Here is a 22984-nt window from a genome sequence, read left to right as displayed (position 1 = left end):
ACAGTACGCTACAGCACCGACAGTTTGCTGTTTGGGATATCGGTAACCAACATATGGCCAGGGCTGTGGGTTATGCAAAAATCCACTTTGGCGTTAGCTATGGCCACCTGCGGCGTTACGCCGCAAGCCCAGAATACCGGTACTTCGCCCGGCTTTATTGTTACTGCATCACCAAAGTCAGGTTTATCTATGTTGTTAATGCCAATAGCTGCCGGATCGCCAAAGTGTACCGGCGCACCATGTACCTGCGGAAAACGCGAACAAATCTGAATCGCCCGTATCGCATCGGCAGGCTTCATTGGGCGCATACTGACCACCATACCACCATGAAATACGCCGGCAGGGGAACAGGCAATATTGGTGCGGTACATAGGCACATTCACTTTCTCGGTAATGTTGCGAATTTCCAGGCCGTCGGCCAACAGTGATTCTTCAAATGAAAACGAGCAGCCAATTAAAAAGGTCACTAAATCATCGCGCCAGATGCTTTTTACATCGGTAACTTCATCGGTAAGCTCGCCGTTTTTAAACACCCGGTATCTGGGCAGATCACTGCGGATATCAAGCTCTGTCGCCAAAGACGGCATATCAATAGCACCGGGTGCGGCCGCCATACCCAGCAGCGGACAGGGCTTGGGGTTGAAATGGCAAAACTGCAGAAAATCGGCCGCATACTGTTTTGGCAGTATCGCCATATTGGCCTGGACAAAACCCGGCGCAAAACCGGAGGTATTGCCGCTGAACTGGCCGCTGCGGCACTGTTGACGTAACTGATAGGGAGTAAGCACTGACATAACGGGTTCTCTGCACTGTTGCACGCCAGCTTATAGTGCGTATTTGTGCTGATAAGGTAAAGCGGCTTGCGGCAGAATGAAGCGCAAGCCCTGTGAAACTCGTTATTAAAGCGTTTGCCTGATGGTCACAGTGTACTAAGCAGCTGTTCCAGTTTACGCTGATCGGCAGCAAACTTGCGAATACCTTCAGCCAGCTTGTCACTGGCCATCACATCTTCATTCAGTTGCCATAAAAAGTCAGCTTCGGCCAACGCCTCAGGTTTAGTGCTGCTGGCAGCTTGTTGCGGTTGCAACATTCTGGTCAGTGGCTCAGATGATGTCTGTAACTGCGACAGCAAATCCGGCGCTATGGTGAGCAGATCACAACCGGCCAGCTGACGTATTTGTTCAATATTGCGAAAGCTAGCACCCATAACGACCGTATCGATGCCATGCTGCTTGTAATACTGATAAATACGTTTAACAGATTGTACGCCCGGGTCGTTTTGGCCGGTAAAATCCTGCTCTGGCTGATGCTGTTTATACCAGTCCAGAATGCGGCCGACAAAAGGTGAAATCAACGTCACACCGGCATCAGCACAGGCCTTAGCCTGTGTCAGGCTGAACAGTAATGTCAGGTTGCAGTGAATGCCGCGCTTTTCCAGCTCTGCTGCAGCCTGAATGCCCTGCCAGGTTGCCGCAAGTTTAATCAGCACCCTCGCCTTATCGATACCCGCTTGCTGATAGCGCTCTATGATCCGCAGGGCGCTGTCGATGCTGGCACTGCAGTTAAACGACAGATGGGCATCAATTTCAGTCGATACCCGGCCTGGTACATGGTGCAGAATCTCGACACCAAAATTTACTGTAACCTGCTCGCAAGCAGCTTGCAGGTTAGACGGGTAAGCAGATTGTGCTTTACTAAGCAGATGGCGGTACTGTGGTTGTGCGCCAGCCTGCAGGATAAGTGACGGGTTGGTGGTGGCATCCCTTGGTTGCAGATGGCGAATGGCGTCTATATCACCGCTGTCTGCGACCACTGTGGTCATCTGTTTTAGTTGCTCTAAAGGGTTCATCGCTTACTGTGCTCCGTTAATGGCCGCTGTGCCGTCTGTCAGGTACAGGCTTTGCGGCGGGCCGAGATAACTTGGTTTTACGCCGCCGCTGTCAAGCAGCAGCCTGTGCAGTACCACTGCCGGGTCGAGTAGGTAAATACGCAGCCGGTGAACGCCGCTTTGTTTAATGTGCAGTGGTGTTTTTAGCGTGCGGCTGCTATCCAGTACTGCGTGTTGCCAGGCGTGTTCGCTGCTATCGGGCAAGGTATCAACGATGACCGGTTGCGCGTCATCCAGCGCCACGGCAAAGCGCAACTTCCGGCCGGGCAGTAGCTGCAGCGTTGGTGCCACTGTGCTGTGCAGCATTACCTGACCGGTACTGTGAAAATACAGCGGGTACTCCAGGTAAGGTGCCTGGCGGATATTTGCTTCGTCGGGCTGATAATCCCGTTCAGTCAATGCCACCATGGCGGCAGCGCTATGGCCAAAGCCTTCAAGCTTTTGCCAGCGGGCATGTGCAGAGCTACCTCCCACCTTAGCGCTGGCGGCATCCAGCGCTATATAGCCGTCGGCTTCAACAAAACCTGTGGTGGCTGCTACAGCGGGCTTAAAGGCTGACACCTGTACTTTAGCGCCGCCCCAGCCGGTACCCTTAATATACACCTCTGCCTGGTTTAAGCCGGTTTGCGCTTTACGCCAGTCAATTGAGACTGCAATGCGCTGTTCTGTTTTTACTGCTCCCTGACTCTGGCTCAGCGTTACCCAGTCGGCCGACGCCTTAGCGCTGAATTCAAACGCCGCGCTGCCTTTATTAAATACTTCAATCTGGCGCTGCTGTTGGCCATGCGGGTGAAAGGTATCGAGCTTCAGTTGTTCACCACGGTATTCACTTATCGGCCACGACAGCTTTGAACCTTCTGCTGCCACACCCATATCGGCCACCGGCATCGGGCTGGCTACTGATACCACCGGCATTAAATTGGCCGGAGGGTTACGCCAGTAGGTAAAGCCGATATGCGGTTGCGACATCATATGGTTCCAGCGGCCATTGCCCAGGCTATGGTACTGCGCTGTCAGGTTGGCGTCGGTGTCAAACCAATACTTTACCCGCTCTGCCCAGTAGTTAGTGCTGGCGCGGCCCTGCTGAGCATGTAGCTGGTTCATCGCTACGGCACGGTTTAGCTCAAATACCGCCCGGCTGGCTTTTAGCGGGTGGGCCACCAGCTGCACATAGGCATCCTGCAACTGCGCTGTTAACTGTTGCTGTACCTTGTCGGCAAGTGCTTCTGCCTGCGCCAGTTCAGTGCTGATACGCTCAGCTTCAGCATAGTGTAAAATGCTGTAGCTGCCCGGCTCTATGGCTTCCGGTTTACGCCGGCCATTATGCGCGGTGTAAGTTTGTAGTAACGAGGCAATAGCGGGCGCTTGCGCCGCACCAAACTGCTGGGCAGCCCAGTCGGTGGTAAATTGTTGCAGATTGTCTGCGTTAAAGGCGTCCGGGTTCCAGGCCATGCGCAAAAAGAAATCTGTCGGTAACTCCATTGGCTTTAAGTCGCCAACGTTCACTATCCAGATCCTGTCGGCCTGATACTGCCAGGCCAGGCTCATCTGCTGCCAGATTTTCGCCAGCGGCACGGTGTTAATCCAACGGTAGGATCGGGGCGCACCCACATAGTCAAAGTGATAATACACACCGGCACCGCCACTGCGGTTACGCTCTGCCTTGGTCGGCAGGCGGCGGATATTACCAAAGTTATCGTCGGCCCACAGCAGGGTAACATCGTCCGGCACCCGCATGCCTCGCTCGTAAAAGCCCTGTACTTCTTTGTACAGCGCCCACACTTGTGGCACGCTTGCTATGGGCCTGTCGTTGAAGGTTTCCTGCAGAATCTGCCGCTGATCGGCGACAATCTGCTGTAGCAGCTCAATATTGTCGCCTTCGCTCATCGGCTCATCTTCCTGGCCGCGCATACCCAGTGTAAACAGGCTTTCCAGATTTTTATGTCGTTTTGCACCTTGTTGCCAGAACTTATAGATATTGTCGCGGTTGGTAGAATACTCCCACGGGCCTTCACCGTAGCGGTTCCACTCTTTGTCGGCGCGCATCATAGGCTCATGATGGCTGGTGCTCATCACTATGCCCATTTCGTCGGCCAGTACAGCGTTTTGCCAGTCATCGTCGGCAAAAGCATTGTTCCACATCGCTGGCCAGAGAAAATTGGCTTTTAACCGCTGCAGCAGTTCAAACACATGCAGGTAAAACCGGCTGTTGTAGCCGCCAAATTTTTCTTCGCTCCAGTTCGTCAGTGCCGGGTGCTCGTCGTTGAGAAAAATACCGCGGTACTTCACTTTAGGGGCATCGCTAAATGCGGTGCCAGCTTTGATATAAAGCTCAGCGCGCTGAACCGGTGTCACATCGGCCCACCAGTGCCACGGCGATACGCCTAAGGTTTCAGCCAGATCATAAATGCCATAGATGGCACCGCGCTTATCACTGCCAGCGATGACCAGTGCCTGGTCAACACCGGGCAGCGGTTGCGCGATCAGCTGAATGTGATACGCATCCCATTTGCCGGCAATAGCGCTGACATCCAGTTTACCGCTGCTTACCAGCTGATCCAGCAGGGCATTGTTACCCAAGCTGCCAATAATCAGCAGCTGTTTCGCCCGGCCCTGTGTCGCGATAGCAAGCTGCCTGCCGCTGATGCTGTTAATATCGCGCTGCAGGCTGTCTACCGCCCGCAGCACGCCTTTATGCTCGTGCTGATCAACCAGGATCAGCGCCTGGCTGCCGGTTGCGACCAGTGCAAAATCACCGTCAGCGCGCTGCTGCGCCAGATAGTTGCCGGGTAACGCCTGAACCGCATGGCTAAGCAGCAAGGTGGCCAGTAACAGCAGTTGTCTCATGGCTGAGACTCCGCCTCCAGATGGCTATGCAGCCCCAGCATAGTGCCGACAAAGCCACCTGCTACCTGGGTGCTTAGCAGTAAGGCGTCCTGCTCAGTGGCAACCGGCTGCCAGTCGCTGTCTGCTACAGCGTAATAAAAGCTGATGCTGCCGGCGTTGCCGCTGATTTTTAACTGCACGCTGTTTGTTTCCTCTGGCAGAGGCATACTGGCAATATTTTCCGGCGTTGCGCCATTGGCCTGCTGCAGAAAAACCTCGCTGCCGCTGCTGGTTTGCCGAACACCCAGATAGTAATGGTATTGCTCGTTTTGAAAGGCGACGATACCGGCAGATACGGGTGCCGCTGGCACGCTAAGCGCGGTGCTGGCGGTAAAGTTTGTATGCTGCTGGCGGCGGCTGATAAAGGCCGGCTGTTGCATGCTGGCAAGGCTGTCAGGCTTGGCGGTTAACTGCAGATGGCCATTATTGAACTCAAGCCAGCTGTGGTCAAAGCGCCTGAGTGCATTCCAGTGTAAATTCAGCTCGTTACTATCAAACTCATCACGCCAGGTAAAATTGCCTGTCAGTGGCTCTGCAACCGACGCAACGTTAAGCTCTGGCACCGAAGGGCGATAGGGAATCGGTTGCCCGGCCGGCAAAATATGCGGCCAGCCATCCTGCCAGCTTACCGGTAATAAGAAGGTTTCACGGCCGGTATTAAAATAGCGCTCTTGATAAGCGCGGCTGGCCAGAAATACGGCCCACCAGTCGCCGTTTGGCAGTTGCACAAAATCGGCATGACCGGCGGTGGTGATAGGGGCTGGCCGCTCTGGCGCTAAATCGCGCTGGGTCAGAATAGGGTTATTGCTGTAGGGCAAAAAAGGTTCGGTCAGGCTGCGGCTGCGAAAAATAACCGCCGAGTGCTGGTCGGCTGTGCCACCTTCAGCGCACAGCAAGTAATACCAGCCGTCGTGCTTATACAGATGCGGTGCTTCAATCCAGATCGGCTTAGTGCTCAGGTCAACACCGCCATTTACCAGCAGGCGTTTTGAGTCGGGCAGCACTTTCTGGCTTTTCGGATCATACTGCCATAGCCAGATGGCTTTGTGGCCCTCGTACAGTGATTCGACCGGGTCACCATTGTGGGCGATATACACTTTGCCATCGTCATCGAAGAAGATATCCGGGTCTATACCGTCTATTTCCGGTAGCCAGATCGGCTCCGACCACGGGCCGGCCGGGTCGGCGGCGGTCAGAATAAAGTTACCACCTCTGTCGACTACTGTGGTGATCAGGTAGTAAGTGCCATCGTGATAGCGCAGCGTCGGCGCAAAAATACCGCGTGACACCTGTAAGCCATCCATCTGCAGTTGCGACTGTTGTGTCAACGCATAACCTATGATCTGCCAGTTCACCAGATCGCGGCTGTGCAGTATCGGTAAACCGGGCATATACGTAAAAGACGATACCGTCATGTAGTAATCATCGCCATTACGGGTAATGCTGGGGTCAGGGAAAAAGCCCGCCAGCACCGGGTTCTGGTATTGCCCGGGTTCTAACGGCGCCGCAAAAACCGCATCCTGGCCCTGATATTCAAACCAGTCAAACTGTGCCACAGTGGCCGCGCTGTTGTTTGTTGGTTCGCTGCTATCCTGTGCTGGCTTGCTGGTGTCGGGTGTAGTTTGCGGCTGGCAGGCGCAAAGTGCACTTAGTAAAGCCAGACCTGGCAGAGTTAACGAAAAGCGGTTTTGCATGGAATGTCACTCCTGTCGTCTTTGCCGTTATCGCTACGGCGTGCGAAAAAGTCAGTGACATTAAAAGTAAAAAGGCCATTGTCATCAATGGCCTTACTGTTATGAAAATGCGTCAGTGCTGTGCGTTTTTTTCATGGCTCAGCCTCAGCGCCTGGCTGGAAGTTTAATCATTCACTGCCATATCACTTGGCACACCGGTATGTTCGGTGCGGTAATCTTTTGGTGTTTGGCCAAAATGGCGCTGAAACACAGCATACATATACTGCAATGACGGATAACCGCACAGCTTGGCAATTTCGCTGGGGTTAACCTGGGTGTCTTTCAGCATTTTGCAGGCTTTGGTCAGCTTTTGATTGTGTAGCTCGGTATGGATAGAATGGCCGCGTTCAGCGCGAAAGCGTTGTTCCAGGTTAGAGCGGGAAATGCCAACAAAGTCTGTCACTTGTTCCACCTTGGCGCCGCGGGTGGCATTACGGCGGATGTAATGCATGGCCTGAATCACATAAGGGTCGCGCAACGCTTTAAAGTCGGTCGACTGGCGCGACGCTACCCCGGCCGGTGCCACCAAAATACGTTTGTGACCAACATCTATGTTGTTCAGCTGGGTATGCAGCAGTTTGGCAGCTTTATAGCCCATTTCAAAACAGCCCTGAGTGACTGAGCTTAAGCTGATACGGCTTAAGTAACGGGCGATATCGTCATCATCAATGCCGATAATGGCAATATTGTCCGGCACGATAATGCTGACATGCTCGCATGCCTGCAGCAGATGGCGGGCGCGTGAGTCGGTTACGGCAATAATGCCGATAGGTTTGGGCAGGCTTTGTATCCAGTCGGTCAGCCGGTTCATTGCGTACTGCCAGGTTTCTGGCCGGGTGCAGTGGCCCTGATAAATCTGACAATCATAACCGTCCTGGGCCGTCAGCTGGCGAATGGCGTTTTCGCGCTCTCTTGCCCAGCGGTGATGTTCATCGGTAGGCACGCTGTAAAAGGCAAACCGGTCGAGCCCTTTGCGCTTTAAATGCTCGTAAGCGCTTTGCACCAGCGCATAGTTATCTGTTGCGACATAAGGTACAGCCGGGTAATCGGCCGGGTCGCTGTACGAGCCACCGACGCCAACAATCGGCTTGTTAGTGCCGGCCAGCGCGCGCTGGATATTCATATCATCAAAGTCGGCGATAATGCCATCGCCACCCCATTCATGAATGTGCTCCAGGCGGCAGGAAAAGTCTTCCTCCAGATACAGGTCCCAGTCTACTTTGGAAGATTGCAGATAATGGCCTATGCCCTCTATTACTTGTCTGTCATACACTTTATTAGCATTAAACAACAACGTAATGCTGTGTTTAGCTTTAAACATATCCCCGTCCTGTTGCTAAGTTTGTTGCTCATTATTGTTATATCAAGCTTTATTATTATTTTTCGCCTGTACCAAAATAGGGCAGGCGTGTTCAATATTAGACCAGTAGTTAACTCTGGCAAACGAAAAATGATAATTTTGCAACCCATTACGAATTTTCGTAATTGCTGCTGCCAGGTTGCTCAACAAAGATTGCCTGATAGCCGTCAATGTCAGAAAAGGGTGATGCATGTACATCGGTATAGACTTGGGAACATCAGGCATTAAAGCCATTTTGCTGGGCGATAACGCTGCAGTAATCGACAGCGCCAGCGCTGAGCTTGAAGTCAGCCGGCCGCAGCCTTTGTGGTCGGAACAGGCACCGGATCACTGGTGGCAGGCATTGCAAAGCTGCATGCAGCAACTGGCCGCACGGCAAAGTTTAGCCGGGGTAAAGGCCATAGGGCTGGCCGGGCAAATGCATGGTGCTACCTTGCTCAATGCTGATAATCAGCTTATCCGGCCTGCAATTCTGTGGAACGATGGCCGCTCGTTCGCGCAGTGCCAGCAATTACAGCAACAGGTGCCGGCATTAACACAACTGACCGGTAACCTGGCGATGCCCGGTTTTACTGCACCAAAATTGCTCTGGCTGCGCCAGCATGAACCAGAACAGTTCAACCGCGTGGCCAAAGTGCTGCTGCCAAAAGACTATCTGCGTTTTTGCCTGACAGGCGATTTTGCCTCCGACATGTCAGATTCTGCCGGTACGCTGTGGCTTGATATGGCAAAGCGCGACTGGAGCGATGAACTCCTGGCCGCCTGTGGTTTAAACCGCAGCCATATGCCGACGTTATATGAAGGCAATCAGATCACCGGCAGCCTGCTGCCGGAACTTGCGCAGCGCTGGGGTATGCAGCAGGTGCCACTGGTTGCCGGAGGGGGTGACAATGCGGCGGGTGCAGTCGGTGCCGGTATTGTGAAACCGGGGCAGGCCATGTTGTCGTTGGGCACCTCCGGCGTGTACTTTGCCGTCAGCGATGGCTTTAAAGCTAACCCGCAATCGGCGGTACACAGTTTTTGCCATGCCCTGCCTGGCAGCTGGCATCTGATGTCGGTGATGCTAAGCGCCGCCAGCTCGTTGCAATGGTATGCCGGCAATGTCGCCAACACGCCGGTCGCGGCGCTGCTTGATGAGTTGCAGCAAGCCAATGTGGATGCTACGCAGGCTCCGCTATTTCTGCCGTATTTATCCGGCGAACGCACCCCACACAACAACCCCGATGCCAAAGGCGTCTGGTTTGGTTTAAGCCACAGTACAACAAGGGCGGCGCTGACGTATTCCGTGCTCGAAGGTGTCAGCTTTGCCTTAGCGCAAGGCGCGGCAGCGCTGCATGACAGCGGCTTACAGCCAACAGAGATTAACCTGATCGGTGGTGGTGCCCGCAGCCCTTACTGGCGGCAGCTACTGGCCGATGTACTGCAGCGGCCGCTGAGCTTTCGTGAAAGTGGTGAAGTCGGGCCAGCGCTGGGTGCTGCCAGGCTGGCTGTGCTGGCAATTAATCCGCAGGCAACGCTGGATGATATCTGCCCGCAACCGCCACTGGTCAGTCAGCATCAGCCTTCGGCTGAGCGTTATGCGGCGCTGGCGCCACGTTACCAGCGCTTTATCGCACTTTATCAGCGCTTGGCCGACCTATTCTGATAACTGGTGAAAAGCACAACTTGGCTCTGAAAAAACATAATTGTGTCATGCCGCCGCTATGCCCAACATTAGAACCATAGCATTTAGTGCAAAACCAAGGAGAGCAGCGTGGCTCAGTATTTCGACAAGATAGACAAAATCGCCTATGAAGGTGCCGACAGCACTAACCCACTGGCGTTCAAACATTACAACGCCAGTGAAAAAATCCTCGGTAAAACCATGGCCGAGCATTTACGCATGGCGGCCTGTTACTGGCATAACTTCTGCTGGAACGGCCAGGACGTATTTGGCATGCCAACGTTTAACCGCCCCTGGCTGGCAGCTGGCGATGCGATGCAGCAAGCCAAACACAAAGCCGATGTTGCGTTCGAGTTTTTCCAGAAACTGGGTATTCCGTATTACTGTTTTCACGATACCGACGTTGCCCCCGAAGGCAGCAACATTAAAGAGTACGTTAATAACTTCTCGGCGATGGTTGATGTGTTGGAACAAAAACAGGCTGACAGTGGCGTAAAACTGCTGTGGGGTACCGCTAACCTGTTCAGTAACCCGCGTTATGCTGCAGGTGCTGCGTCTAACCCGGATCCACAGGTATTCAGCTATGGCGCAACTCAGGTATTTCACGCGATGAATGCCACCAAGCGTCTGGGCGGCGACAACTATGTACTCTGGGGTGGCCGTGAAGGCTACGAAACCCTGCTCAATACCGACTTACGCCAGGAGCGCGCTCAGCTGGGCCGCTTTATGCAAATGGTGGTCGAGCATAAACATAAGATCGGTTTTAAAGGCACCTTACTTATCGAGCCTAAACCACAAGAGCCAACCAAGCATCAGTACGATTACGACTCTGCTACGGTGTATGGTTTCTTAAAACAATTTGGTCTGGAAAAAGAATTCCGCGTAAACATTGAAGCCAACCACGCCACGCTGGCCGGGCATTCGTTCCACCATGAAATTGCTACGGCCATTTCGCTCGGCATTTTTGGCAGTATCGACGCTAACCGTGGCGATGCGCAAAACGGCTGGGATACCGATCAGTTCCCGAACAATGTCGAAGAGTTAAGCCTGGTGATGTACGAAATTCTCAAATCCGGCGGTTTCTCAACCGGTGGCTTTAACTTTGATACCAAGCTGCGCCGTCAAAGCCTCGACCGCTACGACCTGTTCTATGGCCATATTGGCGGAATGGACCATCTGGCGATGGCGTTAAAACGCGCCGCCGCACTGATTGAGAAAGACTTCCTCAGCAGCGCAGTGGCTAAGCGCTACGCCGGCTGGAGTGACAGCCTGGGTAAAGCCATTCAGAGTGGTGAACACAGCCTGCAGTCGCTGGCTGACCTGACTGTACGCGAACAACTTGATCCACAACCCGTCAGCGGCCGGCAAGAGCTGCTGGAAAACCAGCTGAATCTGGTGCTGTACCGCTAACTTTTAGCTCCCGTAGTCCTGTGTGTGATTGCCCGGCTTGCCGGGCTTTTTTGTACTTGAGAAGTGAGATTTCAGCAGACTACAGGGTAGGAACTGTGCCGCCGTCTATCCTGTATTCCGCCCCTGATATCGAAGCGGAGCGTGGGGATGCCAGAAAGGCGATTAGATCGGCAACCTCGTTTGGCTTGGCTGGCCGGCCAAGCGGGATCCCCCCAGCCAGTCCATCACCAGTTTCTTGCCGCCCTCGTAGTCCGTTCCGGCTCCGGTAGCCATCCGCTCAACGAATGCTACGGAAGCCTCGGTCTCAATCCACCCTGGCGCCACGCTCAGCACACGAACGCCCTTTGGCGTCACTTCTCTTGCCAACGATTTGCTGTAGGTGGTGAGGGCAGCCTTGGCTGCGGCATAGGCGGTAGTGGAATCAGGCAAAGGCAGCACACGCTGGATAGAGCTGACATGAATGATGACACCCGAGCCCTGAACCAGCATCTTCGGCAGCAGTGCACGGTCGAGGCGTACGGCGGGCATCAGGTTCAGATCCAGCTCGGCGAACCAGTGCTCATCGCTTATCGCAGCAAAACCGCCAGTGGGAGTTTTTGAGCCACCAAGGACGTTGATCAGTATGTCCGCACCGCCCCAATCCTGCAGGACGGTCTGAGCAAGATGGTTTACACCTTCCGCCGTCGACAGGTCAGCAGCTATGTAGGTTACCCCCTGTAGCGGCTGCGCAGGCACCGTGCGGGCAGATGTCGCCACCCGGGCTCCAGCCTCCGTAAGCGTTTTAACGACTGCAGCGCCAAGGCCCTGTGTACCGCCGGTAACAACGGCCCGCAGGCCATCCAGATGAAGGTCGAAGTTCATGCTGTTATCTCCAGTGATGCGATCAGGCCGCGTTCCAGGCGAAAGCGGTAGGACAGAACGATCGGGCTGCCGGGGAAGTTGCCGCTGACGTTAGTGCGAACGATTTGGTAGCCGTCCTCCCGTTCAATGGCAAACGGCACGCTCGTCGCGCTGTATTTAGCAGATGCCTCGGCCATAAAGGCCTTGATAGCGTTGATACCCGTGTAGGTGTGCCCCTCGTCTTTCATGACAGCTTGCGCCGTGAAGCAATGCGCCAGGGCCTCAGGGTTATGTTCGGCCGCAAAATACGCGGCAATGGGCTCGGGGAGAGCTAAAGCAGACATAATGACCTCCTTAGTTGGGAAAGAACACACTATGCGCCCTTGTGTTAATTTAGTGAATACAGCACAATAAGAATGGGTTGTGTAGGAAATCATGTGTAATGCGTGGATCAGATTTTGCTGAGCTTAAGGCCTTTGTCGCAGTCGTCGAGCGTAAGAGCTTTGCCCGGGCTGCAGAGCATTTGGGGTTATCGCCGTCCGCTCTGAGCCAGACCATCCGACAGCTGGAAGGGCGCATGGGAGCACGTCTTTTGAATCGTACAACCCGAAGCGTTGCGCCATCGGCAAGTGGCGAACAACTATATAGGCGCATAGCGCCGTTGTTTCGTGAGATAACAGATGCTGTCGCTGAAGTCAGTGAGGCATCAGGACAGGTTAGTGGCACACTTCGCATCAACACGCTGGGGATCGCTGCAAGAACTATCATTGCACCAAGGCTTGCACGGTTTCATCAGGTACACCCTGACGTAATTCTCGACATCGTGGTCGACGACGCGCTGACTGATATTGTCTCCGGCCGTTTTGACGCGGGCATCCGCGTCGGTGGCAAGCTGGAGAAAGACATGGTTGCGGTGCGCCTGACACCAGACCTGAACATGGTCGCTGTAGCGTCCCCGGACTACCTCGCGCGTTGGGGTACACCAAAGTCACCCGCCGAATTGCATCAGCATAAATGCATCAACTGGCGGCTACAAATGGACGGTAGGTACTACCGCTGGGAGTTTAATAAACAAGGACAACGACTCGAAGTGGCGGTGCAAGGCTCTATCGTGACCAATCATGCTGACATCGGCATTGCCGCTGCGCTGAACGGGCTAGGTATTGCCTATCACTTTGAGCGAGACGGCGTGGCAGAGCTTTTAGCGCAGGGACGGCTGGTACAGGTCCTCGCGGACTGGTCGATTTCGCGGCCGGGGCTGTTCCTCTACTATCCTAGCAGACGACATCGACCGGCCCTCCTCGGTGCCTTTATCGACTGTCTGCTCGACCGGGAACCATTCAATCAGCTTTAGATCCAGGCTATTTGGCGACTGCACTGACGCCTGATGCGGCGCTCACAACAGCCTATGCCAAATTGACGCTTAATCTTGTTCTGACCCTATTTATCTGGATGTAAGAAGAAGCGTCAGCACTAACGTTGGGGGTCTTAGATTTCGTTTGAATGAGTTCTTAGACGAAAAGCTTAACCCAGCCGAAAAATGCAATTGAACATACCCAAGCTAGGAATGATATATAAATAGAAATACGAAGAAACTTATATTTTTGCTGGTCAATGGTTGCTCTGTCGTAAACAAAAATTCTCAATTCTTCAATAAATTCAGCAGTTTTAATAGTGGATAGTCGTTGCAAGTAATCTGTCAGATCTGATTGTGCAATTCTAGAGGAGTCTATAACACCAGCACCTCTTTTTCTGCCTATAATACCTCGTGGTTTTATAACTAATAGCGCCGCACCGATTCCACCAATAAACAACGCACATAGGACAAACGCAATCCAATTTCCTTGCATCTCTTCAATTTTAAACTGCTGAAATAAAAAACCGAGAAGGACACCATTAATTGCAATTATTTGTACTGCTTTTTGATCAGCGAATTTAATGTTTTCATGTATTTGTTGTTCGTTGAGGAATTGGAACTCAATTAGATCTCTTTGCTGAATATCTTTGTTCATAAGATTTTCCCCCATTTGACTAATGTTTAAACCGGCTATGTGTTGTGTGCTTTATTCGGGCAGATTTTTGTTTGAATTTTATTGATACGGTTTAAGTAGTATTTCAACAATGCAATTAATGCAATGAGAAAATTTCAAATATAGAATTCCATCGACACTTAGGAGTAAGTTGTTATTTACCCATGCTCCAGCTGATAAAGGATATGTGCGCTAAAGGGCTGCTCCGGGCTGGTTAACCGCAGTGGAAACTGACTGTGGTTTGGCGCATCGGGGTAAAACTGCGGTTCCAGGCAAATGCCCTGGCGCGGGGAAAACGGTGCGGCCAGATAATCGCCGGTATATACCTGCAGGCCGGGGTAGTCTGAGCGCACCAGCAACCTGAGCTGCTGGTCCGGGCTGGTCAGGATCGCGGCGTTCTGCTGCATATCGGCTGTCACTGCCAGATTGTGATCAAGCTGTACCGTGCCGATGGTTTTGCAGTGGCGAAAATCCAGCGCCGTTTCAGCTACCGCCAGCAGCTGACCGGTGGGGATTTTATCGCTATCGGTTGGGGTATATTGCTCAGCGTTAAGCCATAGCTGATGCTGGTTTATCGGCTCTGCTTTGCCAGATAAATTAAAATACGGGTGCAGGGTTGGCCCTGCCAGTGTGAGTTGTGTTGCACTGGCGCTGAGCGTGACATCCAGTGAGCTGTCAGCATTAAGCTGATAAAGCACGCTGAATGCTGTCGGGCCGGGGTAGCCGCTATGGCCATCTGGTAAAATACAGCGCAACTGCACGCTGGATGATGTTTGCTGCTGCAGTTGCCACTGCTGACGGTGCAGGCCGTTGGCTCCGCCATGTAAATGATGCTTACCTTCATTTAACTGCAACTGATAATGTTGCCCAGCTAACTGCAAATTGCCATTACCGATGCGGTTCGCATAGGGGCCGACTACAGCGCCCAGATAGCTGTTGTCCTGCTGATACTGCTGCGGGTTGGCGTAGCCGAGGATCAGTTCGCGCCGCTCTGGGCCTACGGCTACCGACCAGCTTTGCATACTGGCACCGTGTTCCAGTATCGTCAGGCGATCGCCTTTATGATTAGTTAACGAAAATTGGCGCATAGGGTTACCTGCAGTGGCAAATAACCCAGCCTAACCTTGTCAGTGCGGCGGCTGTATTGCGTTAGCTGCCGCCGCTATTACGGAATTTAATGCCACAGTGGAAGCGGCATTACCCCGGCATATCTTCCAGTTCTTTGCCTTTGGTTTCATGCACCATGCGGGCGACAAACCACACTGACAAAACTGCGCCCAGCGTATAGAGGCCATAGGCACCGGCCAGGCCAATACCACTTAGTAACAGCGGAAAGGTCATTGTGATCAAAAAATTACTGCCCCATTGTGCCAGGCCGCTTACCGCCAGGCCTGAACCGCGAATTTGGTTCGGAAACATTTCACCCAGCATGACCCACATCACTGGGCCCCACGACATATTAAAAAAGAACACATAGGCATTGGCACTGATAAGCGCAACTATGCCCCAGTCACCCAGCAGCAGGCGGCCACTGGCATCCTGTTCGGCATTGGCAAACGCCAGTACCATCAGGGCTAAGGTCAGGCTCATACCAACCGAGCCCCATTTCAGCAGAGGTTTACGGCCAATTTTATCAATCACCAATAGTGTAATGACACAGGCCGCTATGCTAAGCGCACCGCTGATCACATTAATCAGCAAGGCATCCGATTCGGAAAAGCCCACCGCCTGCCACAGCACAGCACCGTAGTAAAATACCACGTTAATGCCCACCAACTGCTGAAAGGTGGCCAGGCCAATACCGACCCAAACAATGCGGCGCAGTTTGCCGCTTGGCTTATCGATAAGATCACTCAGCCGTGGCTGATGATTACTGCTCAGCGACTGCTCGATATCAACCTGCTTGCGCGCGGCTGCCGCATCGCCATACAGCTTACGCAGCACCTGCGCCGCCAGCGCGGTTTTACCTTTTAGCACCAGAAAACGCGGACTTTCGGGAATAAACAGCAGCATCAGCAAGAACAGCACGGCTGGCAGCAGCTCCATCCAGAACATCCAGCGCCAGGCGCTGTAATCAAGCCACAGCACAGAAGTAGACGCGCCGGCGAATTTGGCCAGCAGGTAATTGCTGATAAAGGCCATAAACAGGCCAAAAATAATGGCAATCTGCTGTACTGTGGTTAACATGCCGCGATAGCGCGCCGGCGCTACTTCGGAAATGTAAGCTGGCGCCATCACAGATGCCGCGCCAACGGCCAGGCCACCTAAAATACGGTACAGCACAAACTCCAAAGAGCTTTCTGCAATACCCGAGCCCCAGGCGCTGATCACAAAGCACACTGCGGCGATTTGTAACAGCGTACGCCGGCCCAGAATATCGGCTAAGCGGCCGGCGAAAAATGCCCCTACCGCGCAGCCGAGTAACATGCTGGCAACATTAAAGCCGGTACCGGCGCTTTCAGAATTAAACGCCAGCTGTAAGCCATCAACGGTGCCGTTGATAACACCGCTGTCATAACCAAATAAAAAACCGCCCAGCGTGGCAACAACGGTAATAAATAAAATAAAACCGCGGTTATCGGCCTCTGCTGCGGCGGTTGCCGGGGTGGTCAGTGTCGCTGAATCTGGCTGCAAAATGGTAACTCCTGTTGTTGTAGTTATCTCTAAGCAGCATAAAGTTTAATCGCCCGCTGTACAGTCTGCTTGTTAAAAAACATAAATCTTTCAGTACATTTCATTAATCCCCTTAGCCAATGGCCGTTGTATGGTAAGGTCATTCAGCCATTTTAGCCGTGACGATCAGCATGACAGCAGCACTTAGCGTTAGCGCCTTACTCAAGCCCGGCATGTTGGCCGGCATACTGTTATTTGCGCTTTGCGCCGGTGCAGCTGAAACGGCAGAACAGGCACAGCAGGGCAGTGCCGTAAGCGGGCAATACCCTGATTTGTTTGCGGCTCAGGGATATAGTAAACAAGCGGTAAACGCCAAAACTCAGCAGGCTTTTAACCAGCTGTTTTATGGCGATGCGGCAAATGAGGCGGTGTATTTCCCGGCGGGTAACAACGCCGATGGCGACAAAGCCTATATCCTTGATATCAACAACAACGATGTGCGCTCAGAGGGCATGTCGTACGGCATGATGATCGCCGTGCAACTGAATAAACAAGCCGAATTCAATGCACTGTGGAACTGGGCAAAAAGCCATATGTACCATAGTGACCCGGCGCATCCGGCCTATGGTTATTTTGCCTGGTCGGTGCGCAGTGATGGCGTAGCACTGGATGAAATGCCGGCACCGGACGGCGAAATTTACTTTGCGACCGCCTTGTATTTTGCGGCTGTGCGTTGGGGCGAAGGCAATGGCATTTATCAGTACAAGGCGCAGGCAGATACGCTGCTGACACATATGCGCCACCGCCAGCCGATAACCGGCAATACGCAGCGTGGCCGCCAAACCGGCACTAACATGTTCCACCCGCAATATGCGATGGTGCGCTTTACGCCGGATTTACCCAACGCCGACCATACCGATGCCTCTTATCATTTACCGGCGTTTTACGAGGTCTGGGCCAGAGTAGGGCCAGAAGCTGATCGCAGTTTCTGGCACAAGGCGGCGCAGGTTAGCCGCGACTATTTTAGCAAAGCTGCCCATCCGCAAACCGGCCTGACACCCGATTATGGCAATTTTGATGGCAGCCCCTGGGCCGCGCCCTGGCGGCCTGAAGCCGCCGACTTTCGCTTTGATGCCTGGCGCAGCGCAATGAACTGGTCGTTTGACTGGAGCTGGTGGCGTAAAGATCAACGTGCGGTAGAGCGCAGCAATCGCTTACAGACGTTTTTTGCCAGTCAGGGGTTAAATAACTATGGCGGCCAGTACAGTTTGGATGGTAAAAAACTCGATACAGATCAAAATGCTGGGCCAACAGCGGGTCTGGTTGCGATGAATGCGGTAGCCAGCCTGGCGGCAAGCAACCCGCACTCGGCAGACTTTGTCCGGGCCTTGTGGCAGCAGCCGATACCCAGCGGCCAGTACCGCTACTACGACGGCATGCTGTATTTACTCGGGTTGCTGCATGTCAGTGGTCAGTTTCAGGCATGGTTGCCAGCTGCACAAGCAGCAAAAACAGAATAAAAACAACGATAACCAACAGGCAAATTTAAATGCAGACAGTAACGCATAAACTAAGTGTGACGGAGAAAATCGGCTACAGCCTGGGTGATCTGGCTGCCAATCTGATTTTTCAGACGCTGATGACTTTTCTGGCATTCTTTTACACCGATGTGTATCAGATCCCCCCGGCCGCCGCGGCCAGTATTATTTTTGCCGGCGGTGTTATCGGCGCCTGTTTTAACCCGGTAATGGGCCTGATTGCTGACCGCACCCAAACCCGCTGGGGTAAATTCCGGCCATGGATCTTATGGACTGCCGTTCCCTTTGGCGTCATAGCGTTACTGGCGTTCAGCACGCCGGATTTCAGCCCACAAGGCAAAATTATTTATGCCTTTACCACTTATGTGTTGCTGGTGCTGGTGTACTCTGCCAATAACCTGCCGTACTCGGCGTTAAGCGGTGTGCTCACCGGCAATATGGCCGAACGTAACAGCTTGTCGGCTTACCGTTTTGTCGCTGTGATGGTGGCGCAGTTTATTATTCAGGCCTTGTTGCTGCCACTGGTGCTGATCTTCGGCGAGGGCGACAAAGCCGCCGGTTTTGAAAGTGTGATGTTGCTGTTTGCCGGCACCGGTATAGTGTTTTTTCTGATCACCTTCTTCACTACCCGTGAGCGGGTATTTGCACCACAGGCCGAAAAATCCAGTATCCGCCAGGACTTAACTGATCTGGCCGGCAACAAGCCCTGGGCCATTATGCTGCTGCTGACCGTGCTGGTGTTTATTACACTGGCACTAAAAGGCGGCATGTATATTTTTTACTTCGAGCATTACTTAAGGGCGCCGGATATCGCGCAGTTTTTGCAGGATATTGGCTTTAACCGCTTTATCAACGGTTTAAATGCACTGCTAAACAGTATTGGTTTAAACAGCTTTTTATGGCCGGAAGATGCGGCAACGTCCGGTTTCAGCCTGTTTAATGCCGGCGGCATTATCTGCATGATTATTGGCATCGGCTTCTCCAAGCCGCTGGCCGACCGCTTTGGCAAACGCGATGTGTTTGCGCTGGCGCTGTTTGTCTCAACGCTGTTTATTCTGCTGTTTTATTGGCTGCCGGCCGACGCCATTGGCCTGGTGTTTTTAGCGCAGATACTGCACGGCTTGTTTTACGGCATTACCATTCCGCTGTTGTGGGCAATGATTGCCGATGTTGCCGATTATTCCGAGTGGAAACACCACCGCCGCGCTACCGCCATTATTTTTTCGGCGATGATTTTTGGCCTGAAACTGGGCCTGAGCATAGGTGGTGCACTGGTAGCCGGCATATTGGCGCACTACGGCTATGATGCCCAGCTGCCGTTGCAAGCGGCTGAAACAGTGCAGGGCATTAAGCTCTCGGTCAGTATTTATGCCGCCTTGCCGTTCCTACTTGGCGTAGCCTGCATGCTGGTATACGAAATTAATAAACGTAAAGAATCTGAAATTGAGCGGGAGTTGCAGCAGCGCCGTGCCGTTTCCGCCGCAGTACAGGGAGACTAACACCATGGCCGACACTCTTCTGACAGACAGCGAATGTGAGGCTTTGCGCGAGCGCGCCTTATCACAGCCACTGGTCACGCATATTTATACTGCTGACCCTTCTGCCCATGTGTTTGAAGGCCGCATCTATATTTACCCGTCGCATGATATCGAGGCGGGTGTGGCCTTTAATGACAATGGCGACCACTTTGCGATGCAGGACTACCACGTGCTGTCGCTGGACCACCCGCAGGCACAGGCCGTTGACCACGGTGTGGCGCTGCATATCGATGATGTACCCTGGGCCGAGCGGCAGATGTGGGCGCCGGATGCTGCCTGCAAAGATGGGCGCTATTATTTTTATTTTCCTGCGAAAAACGCTGCCGGCCGCTTTCAGATAGGTGTCGCGACCAGTGACAGCCCTACCGGCCCCTTTAAACCCCAACCAGCACCGATACAGGGCAGTTACTCGATAGATCCTGCAGTTTTCGCCGACGATGACGGCAGTTTTTATCTGTACTTTGGCGGCATCTGGGGTGGGCAATTACAGCAGTACCGTAATAATCAGTACAGCGCACAATACGCTGAGCCTGACGCCTCTGAGCCGGCACTGGGGCCAAAAGTGGCCCGCCTGCGCGATGATATGCTGGAATTTGCCGAGGCGCCGCGCGAGATTATTATCCTGGATGAGCATGGCAAACCCTTGCTGGCCGGCGATAACGAGCGGCGTTTCTTTGAGGCGTCCTGGCTGCATAAATACCAGGGTAAGTACTATTTTTCCTATTCTACCGGCGATACGCATTTTATCTGCTTTGCCACCGGCGACAGCCCGTACGGCCCCTTTACCTATCAGGGCCGTATTCTTGAACCGGTCATTGGCTGGACCAGCCATCATTCAATCTGCGAATTAAACGGCAACTGGTATCTGTTTTACCACGACTCGGTGTTGTCAAAAGGCGTCACCCATCTGCGCTCGGTAAAAATGGCGCCGCTGCAACACGACGCCAACGGCCGTATTGTTACCCTAACGCCATACCGTGATTAACCGGGAGCCCCGTTATGCATAAAGCTTTGTTGTTTGCTGCGCTTGTATCTGCCGGTGCACTGGCCGCAGCGGAGCCTGCGGCTTTGCCGTATCAGGACAGCAGCCTGGCGGTAGATCAGCGGGTAGATGACCTGCTGGGCCGCATGACACTGGAAGAAAAAGTTGCCCAGCTGCAAACGGTATGGCAGCAAAGACGCACGCTGGAAGATAAACAGCTGCGGTTTGTTGCAGACGCAGCCGCTAAGCTGATACCGCACGGTATTGGCCATATTGGCCGGCCCAGCGAGTTCAAAACACCTCAGCAGACCGCCGAATTTAATAATGCTTTGCAGCGCTGGCTAAAACAACACACCAGGCTGGGCATACCGGCACTGATGCACGAAGAAGCCTTACATGGTTACGCGGCGTTTGATGCCAGCAGCCTGCCGCAGGCGATTGCCCTGGCCAGCAGTTGGTCACCACAAATTATGCATGATGTGTATGCGCTGGCGGCAAAAGAAATGCGCGCTACCGGTGCACACTGGGCGCTGACGCCGATTCTGGATATTGCCCGTGACCCGCGTTGGGGCCGGATTGAAGAAACCATGGGCGAAGACCCTTATCTGATGTCAGCACTGGGCGTAGCAGCAGTGCAAGGTTTTCAGGGTAATGCCGGTAAAGACGGTGTCTTTGCTGAAGATAAAGTGGTGGCGACATTAAAGCATCTTACCGGCCACGGCCAGCCGCAAGCCGGTGTGAATATTGCACCGGCGCAAATCGGCCCGCGGGAGCTGCATGAAGTATTTTTACCACCGTTTGAGGCAGCGGTAAAACTGGCGCATGCCGGCAGTATTATGGCGTCTTATAACGAAATTGATGGCATTCCATCGCATGTCAATCAGCCGCTGCTGCAGGGGGTAGTACGCGAGCAGTGGGGCTTTAACGGTGTGATTGTCAGTGATTACTTCGCGATTGAAGAGCTGAACAGCCGCCATCAGTTATACAACAGTGATGCACAGGCCGCTAAAGCCGCGCTGCTGGCCGGGGTAGATATGGAAACGCCCGATCCGGACGCGTTTTTGCACCTGCAGGCGTTGGTTGAGGGCGGCGAGTTAGCCGAAACGGCCATTGATCAGGCGGTGCAGCGCGTGCTGCGGCTGAAGTTCCGGCTCGGCTTATTTGAAAACCCTTATGTTGATGCCGCTGTGGCGGATGCAAAAGTTGGGGCTGATGCCAGCCAGCGTTTTGCCCGCGACGTGGCGGAAAAATCGCTGGTATTGCTGAAAAATGACGGCACTTTGCCGTTAAATGCCGGCAAGATTAACAAACTGGCGGTAATTGGGCCGCATGCGGATGAAACCTTACTCGGCGGTTACAGCAGTATTCCGCGCCAGACGGTCAGTATTTATCAGGGGCTGAAACAAAAACTGCAGGGTAAAGCCGAGGTGGTGTTCGCGCGCGGTACACTGCTGACCAAGCCGCTGCCCGCAGCACCGGCAAGCTCAGCCGAACAGGTCTTTGCATTGGCCGATGTACGCCAGCGCAGCAAGCAGGCCGGTACCTTTTCCATGCAGCGCTGGAACCATGATGATATTGCACTGGCTATTGATCAGGACCGCCAGGGGTTACTCGATGAAGCCGTGACACTGGCAAAAAGCGCTGATGCGGTGGTGCTGGTACTGGGCGAAAACGAAGGCTTATCGCGTGAGGCCTGGGCCGATAAACACCTGGGCGATCGTACCAGCCTGCAGCTGGTGGGTAATCAGCTGCAGTTGGCCAACGCGCTGCTGGCAACCGGTAAGCCTGTGGTACTGGTGCTGCAAAATGGCCGGCCACTGGCGCTGGGCGAGCTGGCGCAAACCATGCCGGCCATTATTGAAAGCTGGTATCTGGGCCAGGAAACCGGCAGTGCGGTGGCGAATGTGCTGTTTGGTGATGTTAACCCATCGGGTAAGTTGCCACTGACATTCCCGCGCAGTGCCGGCCATATTCCCAGTTATTACAACCATAAAGCATCGGCAAAACGCGGCTATCTGTTTGACGATATCAGCCCGCTGTATCCGTTTGGCCATGGCCTTAGCTACACCAGTTTCAGCTACAGTGACCTGAAGATTGATGCCAGCCAGGCAAAGGCTAATGGTGAAGTCCGTATCAGTCTGACGGTGCGTAACAGCGGCCAGCGCGACGGTACCGAAGTGGTGCAGCTGTATATCAATGATCCGGTCGCCAGCGTCACGCGGCCGGTGCAACAGTTAAAAGGCTTTGCCCGGCTGGCGCTAAAACGCGGTGAGCAGGCCAGAGTCAGTTTTACTTTGCCGGTTAATTTACTGGCATTTTTTGATCAGGCTATGCGCTGGGTAGTGGAACCGGGCGAAATCAGCGTGCAGCTTGGCAGTTCGTCAGCAGATATCCGCTTACAGGGCAGTTTCAGTATCGGCGGGGCGCTGACCGAGGTCAGTGACAACAAAGCCTACTTAAGTCAGGTTAGCGTCACCGCGCGCTGAGCGCAGATACAGGGTTC

The 22984-nt window shown here is 53.5% G+C and carries 17 protein-coding genes and 1 pseudogene; 7 read left to right on the top strand and 11 right to left on the bottom strand.

All coding sequences use genetic code 11. The annotated features are described in order from the left end of the window. Positions 1-8: 8 nt before the first annotated feature. The 5 genes from LHL18_RS16320 to LHL18_RS16300 form a co-directional block, all read right to left on the bottom strand. Positions 9-794, bottom strand: coding sequence for a putative hydro-lyase (locus LHL18_RS16320; protein ID WP_134058085.1), 786 nt, complete (start codon positions 792-794; stop codon positions 9-11). A gap of 125 nt (positions 795-919) precedes the next feature. Then, positions 920-1849, bottom strand: a complete 930-nt coding sequence (gene tal / locus LHL18_RS16315) for a transaldolase (RefSeq protein WP_226767863.1) — start codon at positions 1847-1849, stop codon at positions 920-922. A gap of 3 nt (positions 1850-1852) precedes the next feature. After that, positions 1853-4735, bottom strand: a complete 2883-nt coding sequence (locus LHL18_RS16310) for a glycosyl hydrolase 115 family protein (RefSeq protein WP_226767862.1) — start codon at positions 4733-4735, stop codon at positions 1853-1855. Further along, positions 4732-6468, bottom strand: coding sequence for a glycoside hydrolase family 43 protein (locus tag LHL18_RS16305; protein ID WP_226767861.1), 1737 nt, complete (start codon positions 6466-6468; stop codon positions 4732-4734). The genes LHL18_RS16310 and LHL18_RS16305 overlap by 4 nt, the downstream gene beginning before the upstream one ends. A gap of 163 nt (positions 6469-6631) precedes the next feature. Continuing rightward, complete coding sequence (locus tag LHL18_RS16300) at positions 6632-7828, bottom strand: XylR family transcriptional regulator (protein ID WP_134058075.1); 1197 nt, start codon at positions 7826-7828, stop codon at positions 6632-6634. 229 nt (positions 7829-8057) lie between these two features. Here LHL18_RS16300 and xylB point away from each other — a divergent pair, with 229 nt between their 5' ends. Together xylB and xylA are read left to right on the top strand one after the other, a co-directional pair. Then, positions 8058-9512, top strand: a complete 1455-nt coding sequence (xylB, locus tag LHL18_RS16295) for a xylulokinase (RefSeq protein ID WP_226767860.1) — start codon at positions 8058-8060, stop codon at positions 9510-9512. 108 nt (positions 9513-9620) lie between these two features. Further along, the gene (gene xylA / locus LHL18_RS16290) at positions 9621-10940 is read left to right on the top strand and encodes a xylose isomerase (protein WP_226767859.1); all 1320 of its coding nucleotides are present in this window, start codon (positions 9621-9623) and stop codon (positions 10938-10940) included. Positions 10941-11019: 79 nt separating this feature from the next. Here the strand turns inward: xylA and LHL18_RS19875 are convergent, their stop codons facing one another. From LHL18_RS19875 to LHL18_RS16280, 3 genes are read right to left on the bottom strand one after another with little or no spacing between them, the layout of a single operon-like run. Continuing rightward, positions 11020-11148 carry an SDR family oxidoreductase gene (locus tag LHL18_RS19875; protein WP_404817947.1) on the bottom strand — a complete coding sequence of 43 codons (129 nt, stop codon included), beginning with the start codon at positions 11146-11148 and terminating at the stop codon, positions 11020-11022. Continuing rightward, positions 11103-11801, bottom strand: coding sequence for an SDR family oxidoreductase (locus LHL18_RS16285; protein WP_264190252.1), 699 nt, complete (start codon positions 11799-11801; stop codon positions 11103-11105). Before LHL18_RS16285 ends, LHL18_RS19875 begins: the two co-directional genes overlap by 46 nt. Beyond that, the gene (locus LHL18_RS16280; protein ID WP_226767858.1) at positions 11798-12124 is read right to left on the bottom strand and encodes a nuclear transport factor 2 family protein; all 327 of its coding nucleotides are present in this window, start codon (positions 12122-12124) and stop codon (positions 11798-11800) included. Before LHL18_RS16280 ends, LHL18_RS16285 begins: the two co-directional genes overlap by 4 nt. A 98-nt stretch (positions 12125-12222) precedes the next feature. On the opposite strand from LHL18_RS16280, the gene LHL18_RS16275 reads away from it, so the two are divergent. Beyond that, positions 12223-13134 (top strand): LysR family transcriptional regulator, encoded by a 912-nt coding sequence (locus LHL18_RS16275; protein WP_226767857.1) that lies wholly within the window; start codon positions 12223-12225, stop codon positions 13132-13134. A 157-nt stretch (positions 13135-13291) separates the two neighbouring features. Here LHL18_RS16275 and LHL18_RS16270 read toward each other — a convergent pair whose 3' ends face one another. From LHL18_RS16270 to LHL18_RS16260, 3 genes and pseudogenes are all read right to left on the bottom strand, one after another. Then, the gene (locus tag LHL18_RS16270) at positions 13292-13792 is read right to left on the bottom strand and encodes a Pycsar system effector family protein (protein WP_226767856.1); all 501 of its coding nucleotides are present in this window, start codon (positions 13790-13792) and stop codon (positions 13292-13294) included. A 176-nt stretch (positions 13793-13968) separates the two neighbouring features. Then, positions 13969-14904 (bottom strand): annotated as a pseudogene (locus LHL18_RS16265) (aldose epimerase family protein); the annotation flags it as partial. A gap of 103 nt (positions 14905-15007) precedes the next feature. Next, positions 15008-16444, bottom strand: coding sequence for a sugar porter family MFS transporter (locus LHL18_RS16260; RefSeq protein WP_226767854.1), 1437 nt, complete (start codon positions 16442-16444; stop codon positions 15008-15010). A 170-nt stretch (positions 16445-16614) separates the two neighbouring features. Between LHL18_RS16260 and LHL18_RS16255 the strand changes: the two genes are divergently transcribed. From LHL18_RS16255 to LHL18_RS16240, 4 genes are read left to right on the top strand one after another with little or no spacing between them, the layout of a single operon-like run. Beyond that, positions 16615-17943, top strand: coding sequence for a glycosyl hydrolase family 8 (locus LHL18_RS16255; RefSeq protein WP_226767853.1), 1329 nt, complete (start codon positions 16615-16617; stop codon positions 17941-17943). 29 nt (positions 17944-17972) lie between these two features. Next, positions 17973-19460: an MFS transporter gene (locus LHL18_RS16250; RefSeq protein WP_226767852.1), complete on the top strand. Its 1488-nt coding sequence runs from the start codon at positions 17973-17975 to the stop codon at positions 19458-19460. A 4-nt stretch (positions 19461-19464) separates the two neighbouring features. Next, on the top strand, positions 19465-20484 hold the full coding sequence (locus tag LHL18_RS16245) for a glycoside hydrolase family 43 protein (protein ID WP_226767851.1): 1020 nt from the start codon (positions 19465-19467) through the stop codon (positions 20482-20484). Positions 20485-20498: 14 nt separating this feature from the next. Beyond that, entirely contained in the window at positions 20499-22967 is a 2469-nt protein-coding gene (locus LHL18_RS16240) for a glycoside hydrolase family 3 N-terminal domain-containing protein (RefSeq protein ID WP_226767850.1), read from the top strand. The last annotated feature ends 17 nt before the right edge of the window (positions 22968-22984 follow it).

The organism is Rheinheimera aquimaris (assembly GCF_020531985.1).
GTDB lineage: Bacteria > Pseudomonadota > Gammaproteobacteria > Enterobacterales > Alteromonadaceae > Alishewanella > Alishewanella aquimaris.
This window is presented reverse-complemented; position numbering and strand designations above follow the sequence as displayed.

Excerpts from the sequence above, each read along its gene's own strand:
- LHL18_RS16245 (WP_226767851.1), top strand. The coding sequence starts at position 19,465 with ATGGCCGACACTCTTCTGACAGACAGCGAATGTGAGGCTTTGCGCGAG.
- LHL18_RS16240 (WP_226767850.1), top strand. The coding sequence starts at position 20,499 with ATGCATAAAGCTTTGTTGTTTGCTGCGCTTGTATCTGCCGGTGCACTG.
- LHL18_RS16280 (WP_226767858.1), bottom strand. The coding sequence starts at position 12,124 with ATGTCTGCTTTAGCTCTCCCCGAGCCCATTGCCGCGTATTTTGCGGCC.
- LHL18_RS16300 (WP_134058075.1), bottom strand. The coding sequence starts at position 7,828 with ATGTTTAAAGCTAAACACAGCATTACGTTGTTGTTTAATGCTAATAAA.
- LHL18_RS16255 (WP_226767853.1), top strand. The coding sequence starts at position 16,615 with ATGACAGCAGCACTTAGCGTTAGCGCCTTACTCAAGCCCGGCATGTTG.
- xylB (WP_226767860.1), top strand. The coding sequence starts at position 8,058 with ATGTACATCGGTATAGACTTGGGAACATCAGGCATTAAAGCCATTTTG.
- LHL18_RS16250 (WP_226767852.1), top strand. The coding sequence starts at position 17,973 with ATGCAGACAGTAACGCATAAACTAAGTGTGACGGAGAAAATCGGCTAC.
- LHL18_RS16270 (WP_226767856.1), bottom strand. The coding sequence starts at position 13,792 with ATGAACAAAGATATTCAGCAAAGAGATCTAATTGAGTTCCAATTCCTC.
- tal (WP_226767863.1), bottom strand. The coding sequence starts at position 1,849 with ATGAACCCTTTAGAGCAACTAAAACAGATGACCACAGTGGTCGCAGAC.
- LHL18_RS16305 (WP_226767861.1), bottom strand. The coding sequence starts at position 6,468 with ATGCAAAACCGCTTTTCGTTAACTCTGCCAGGTCTGGCTTTACTAAGT.
- LHL18_RS16275 (WP_226767857.1), top strand. The coding sequence starts at position 12,223 with ATGCGTGGATCAGATTTTGCTGAGCTTAAGGCCTTTGTCGCAGTCGTC.
- LHL18_RS16285 (WP_264190252.1), bottom strand. The coding sequence starts at position 11,801 with ATGAACTTCGACCTTCATCTGGATGGCCTGCGGGCCGTTGTTACCGGC.
- LHL18_RS16320 (WP_134058085.1), bottom strand. The coding sequence starts at position 794 with ATGTCAGTGCTTACTCCCTATCAGTTACGTCAACAGTGCCGCAGCGGC.
- LHL18_RS16310 (WP_226767862.1), bottom strand. The coding sequence starts at position 4,735 with ATGAGACAACTGCTGTTACTGGCCACCTTGCTGCTTAGCCATGCGGTT.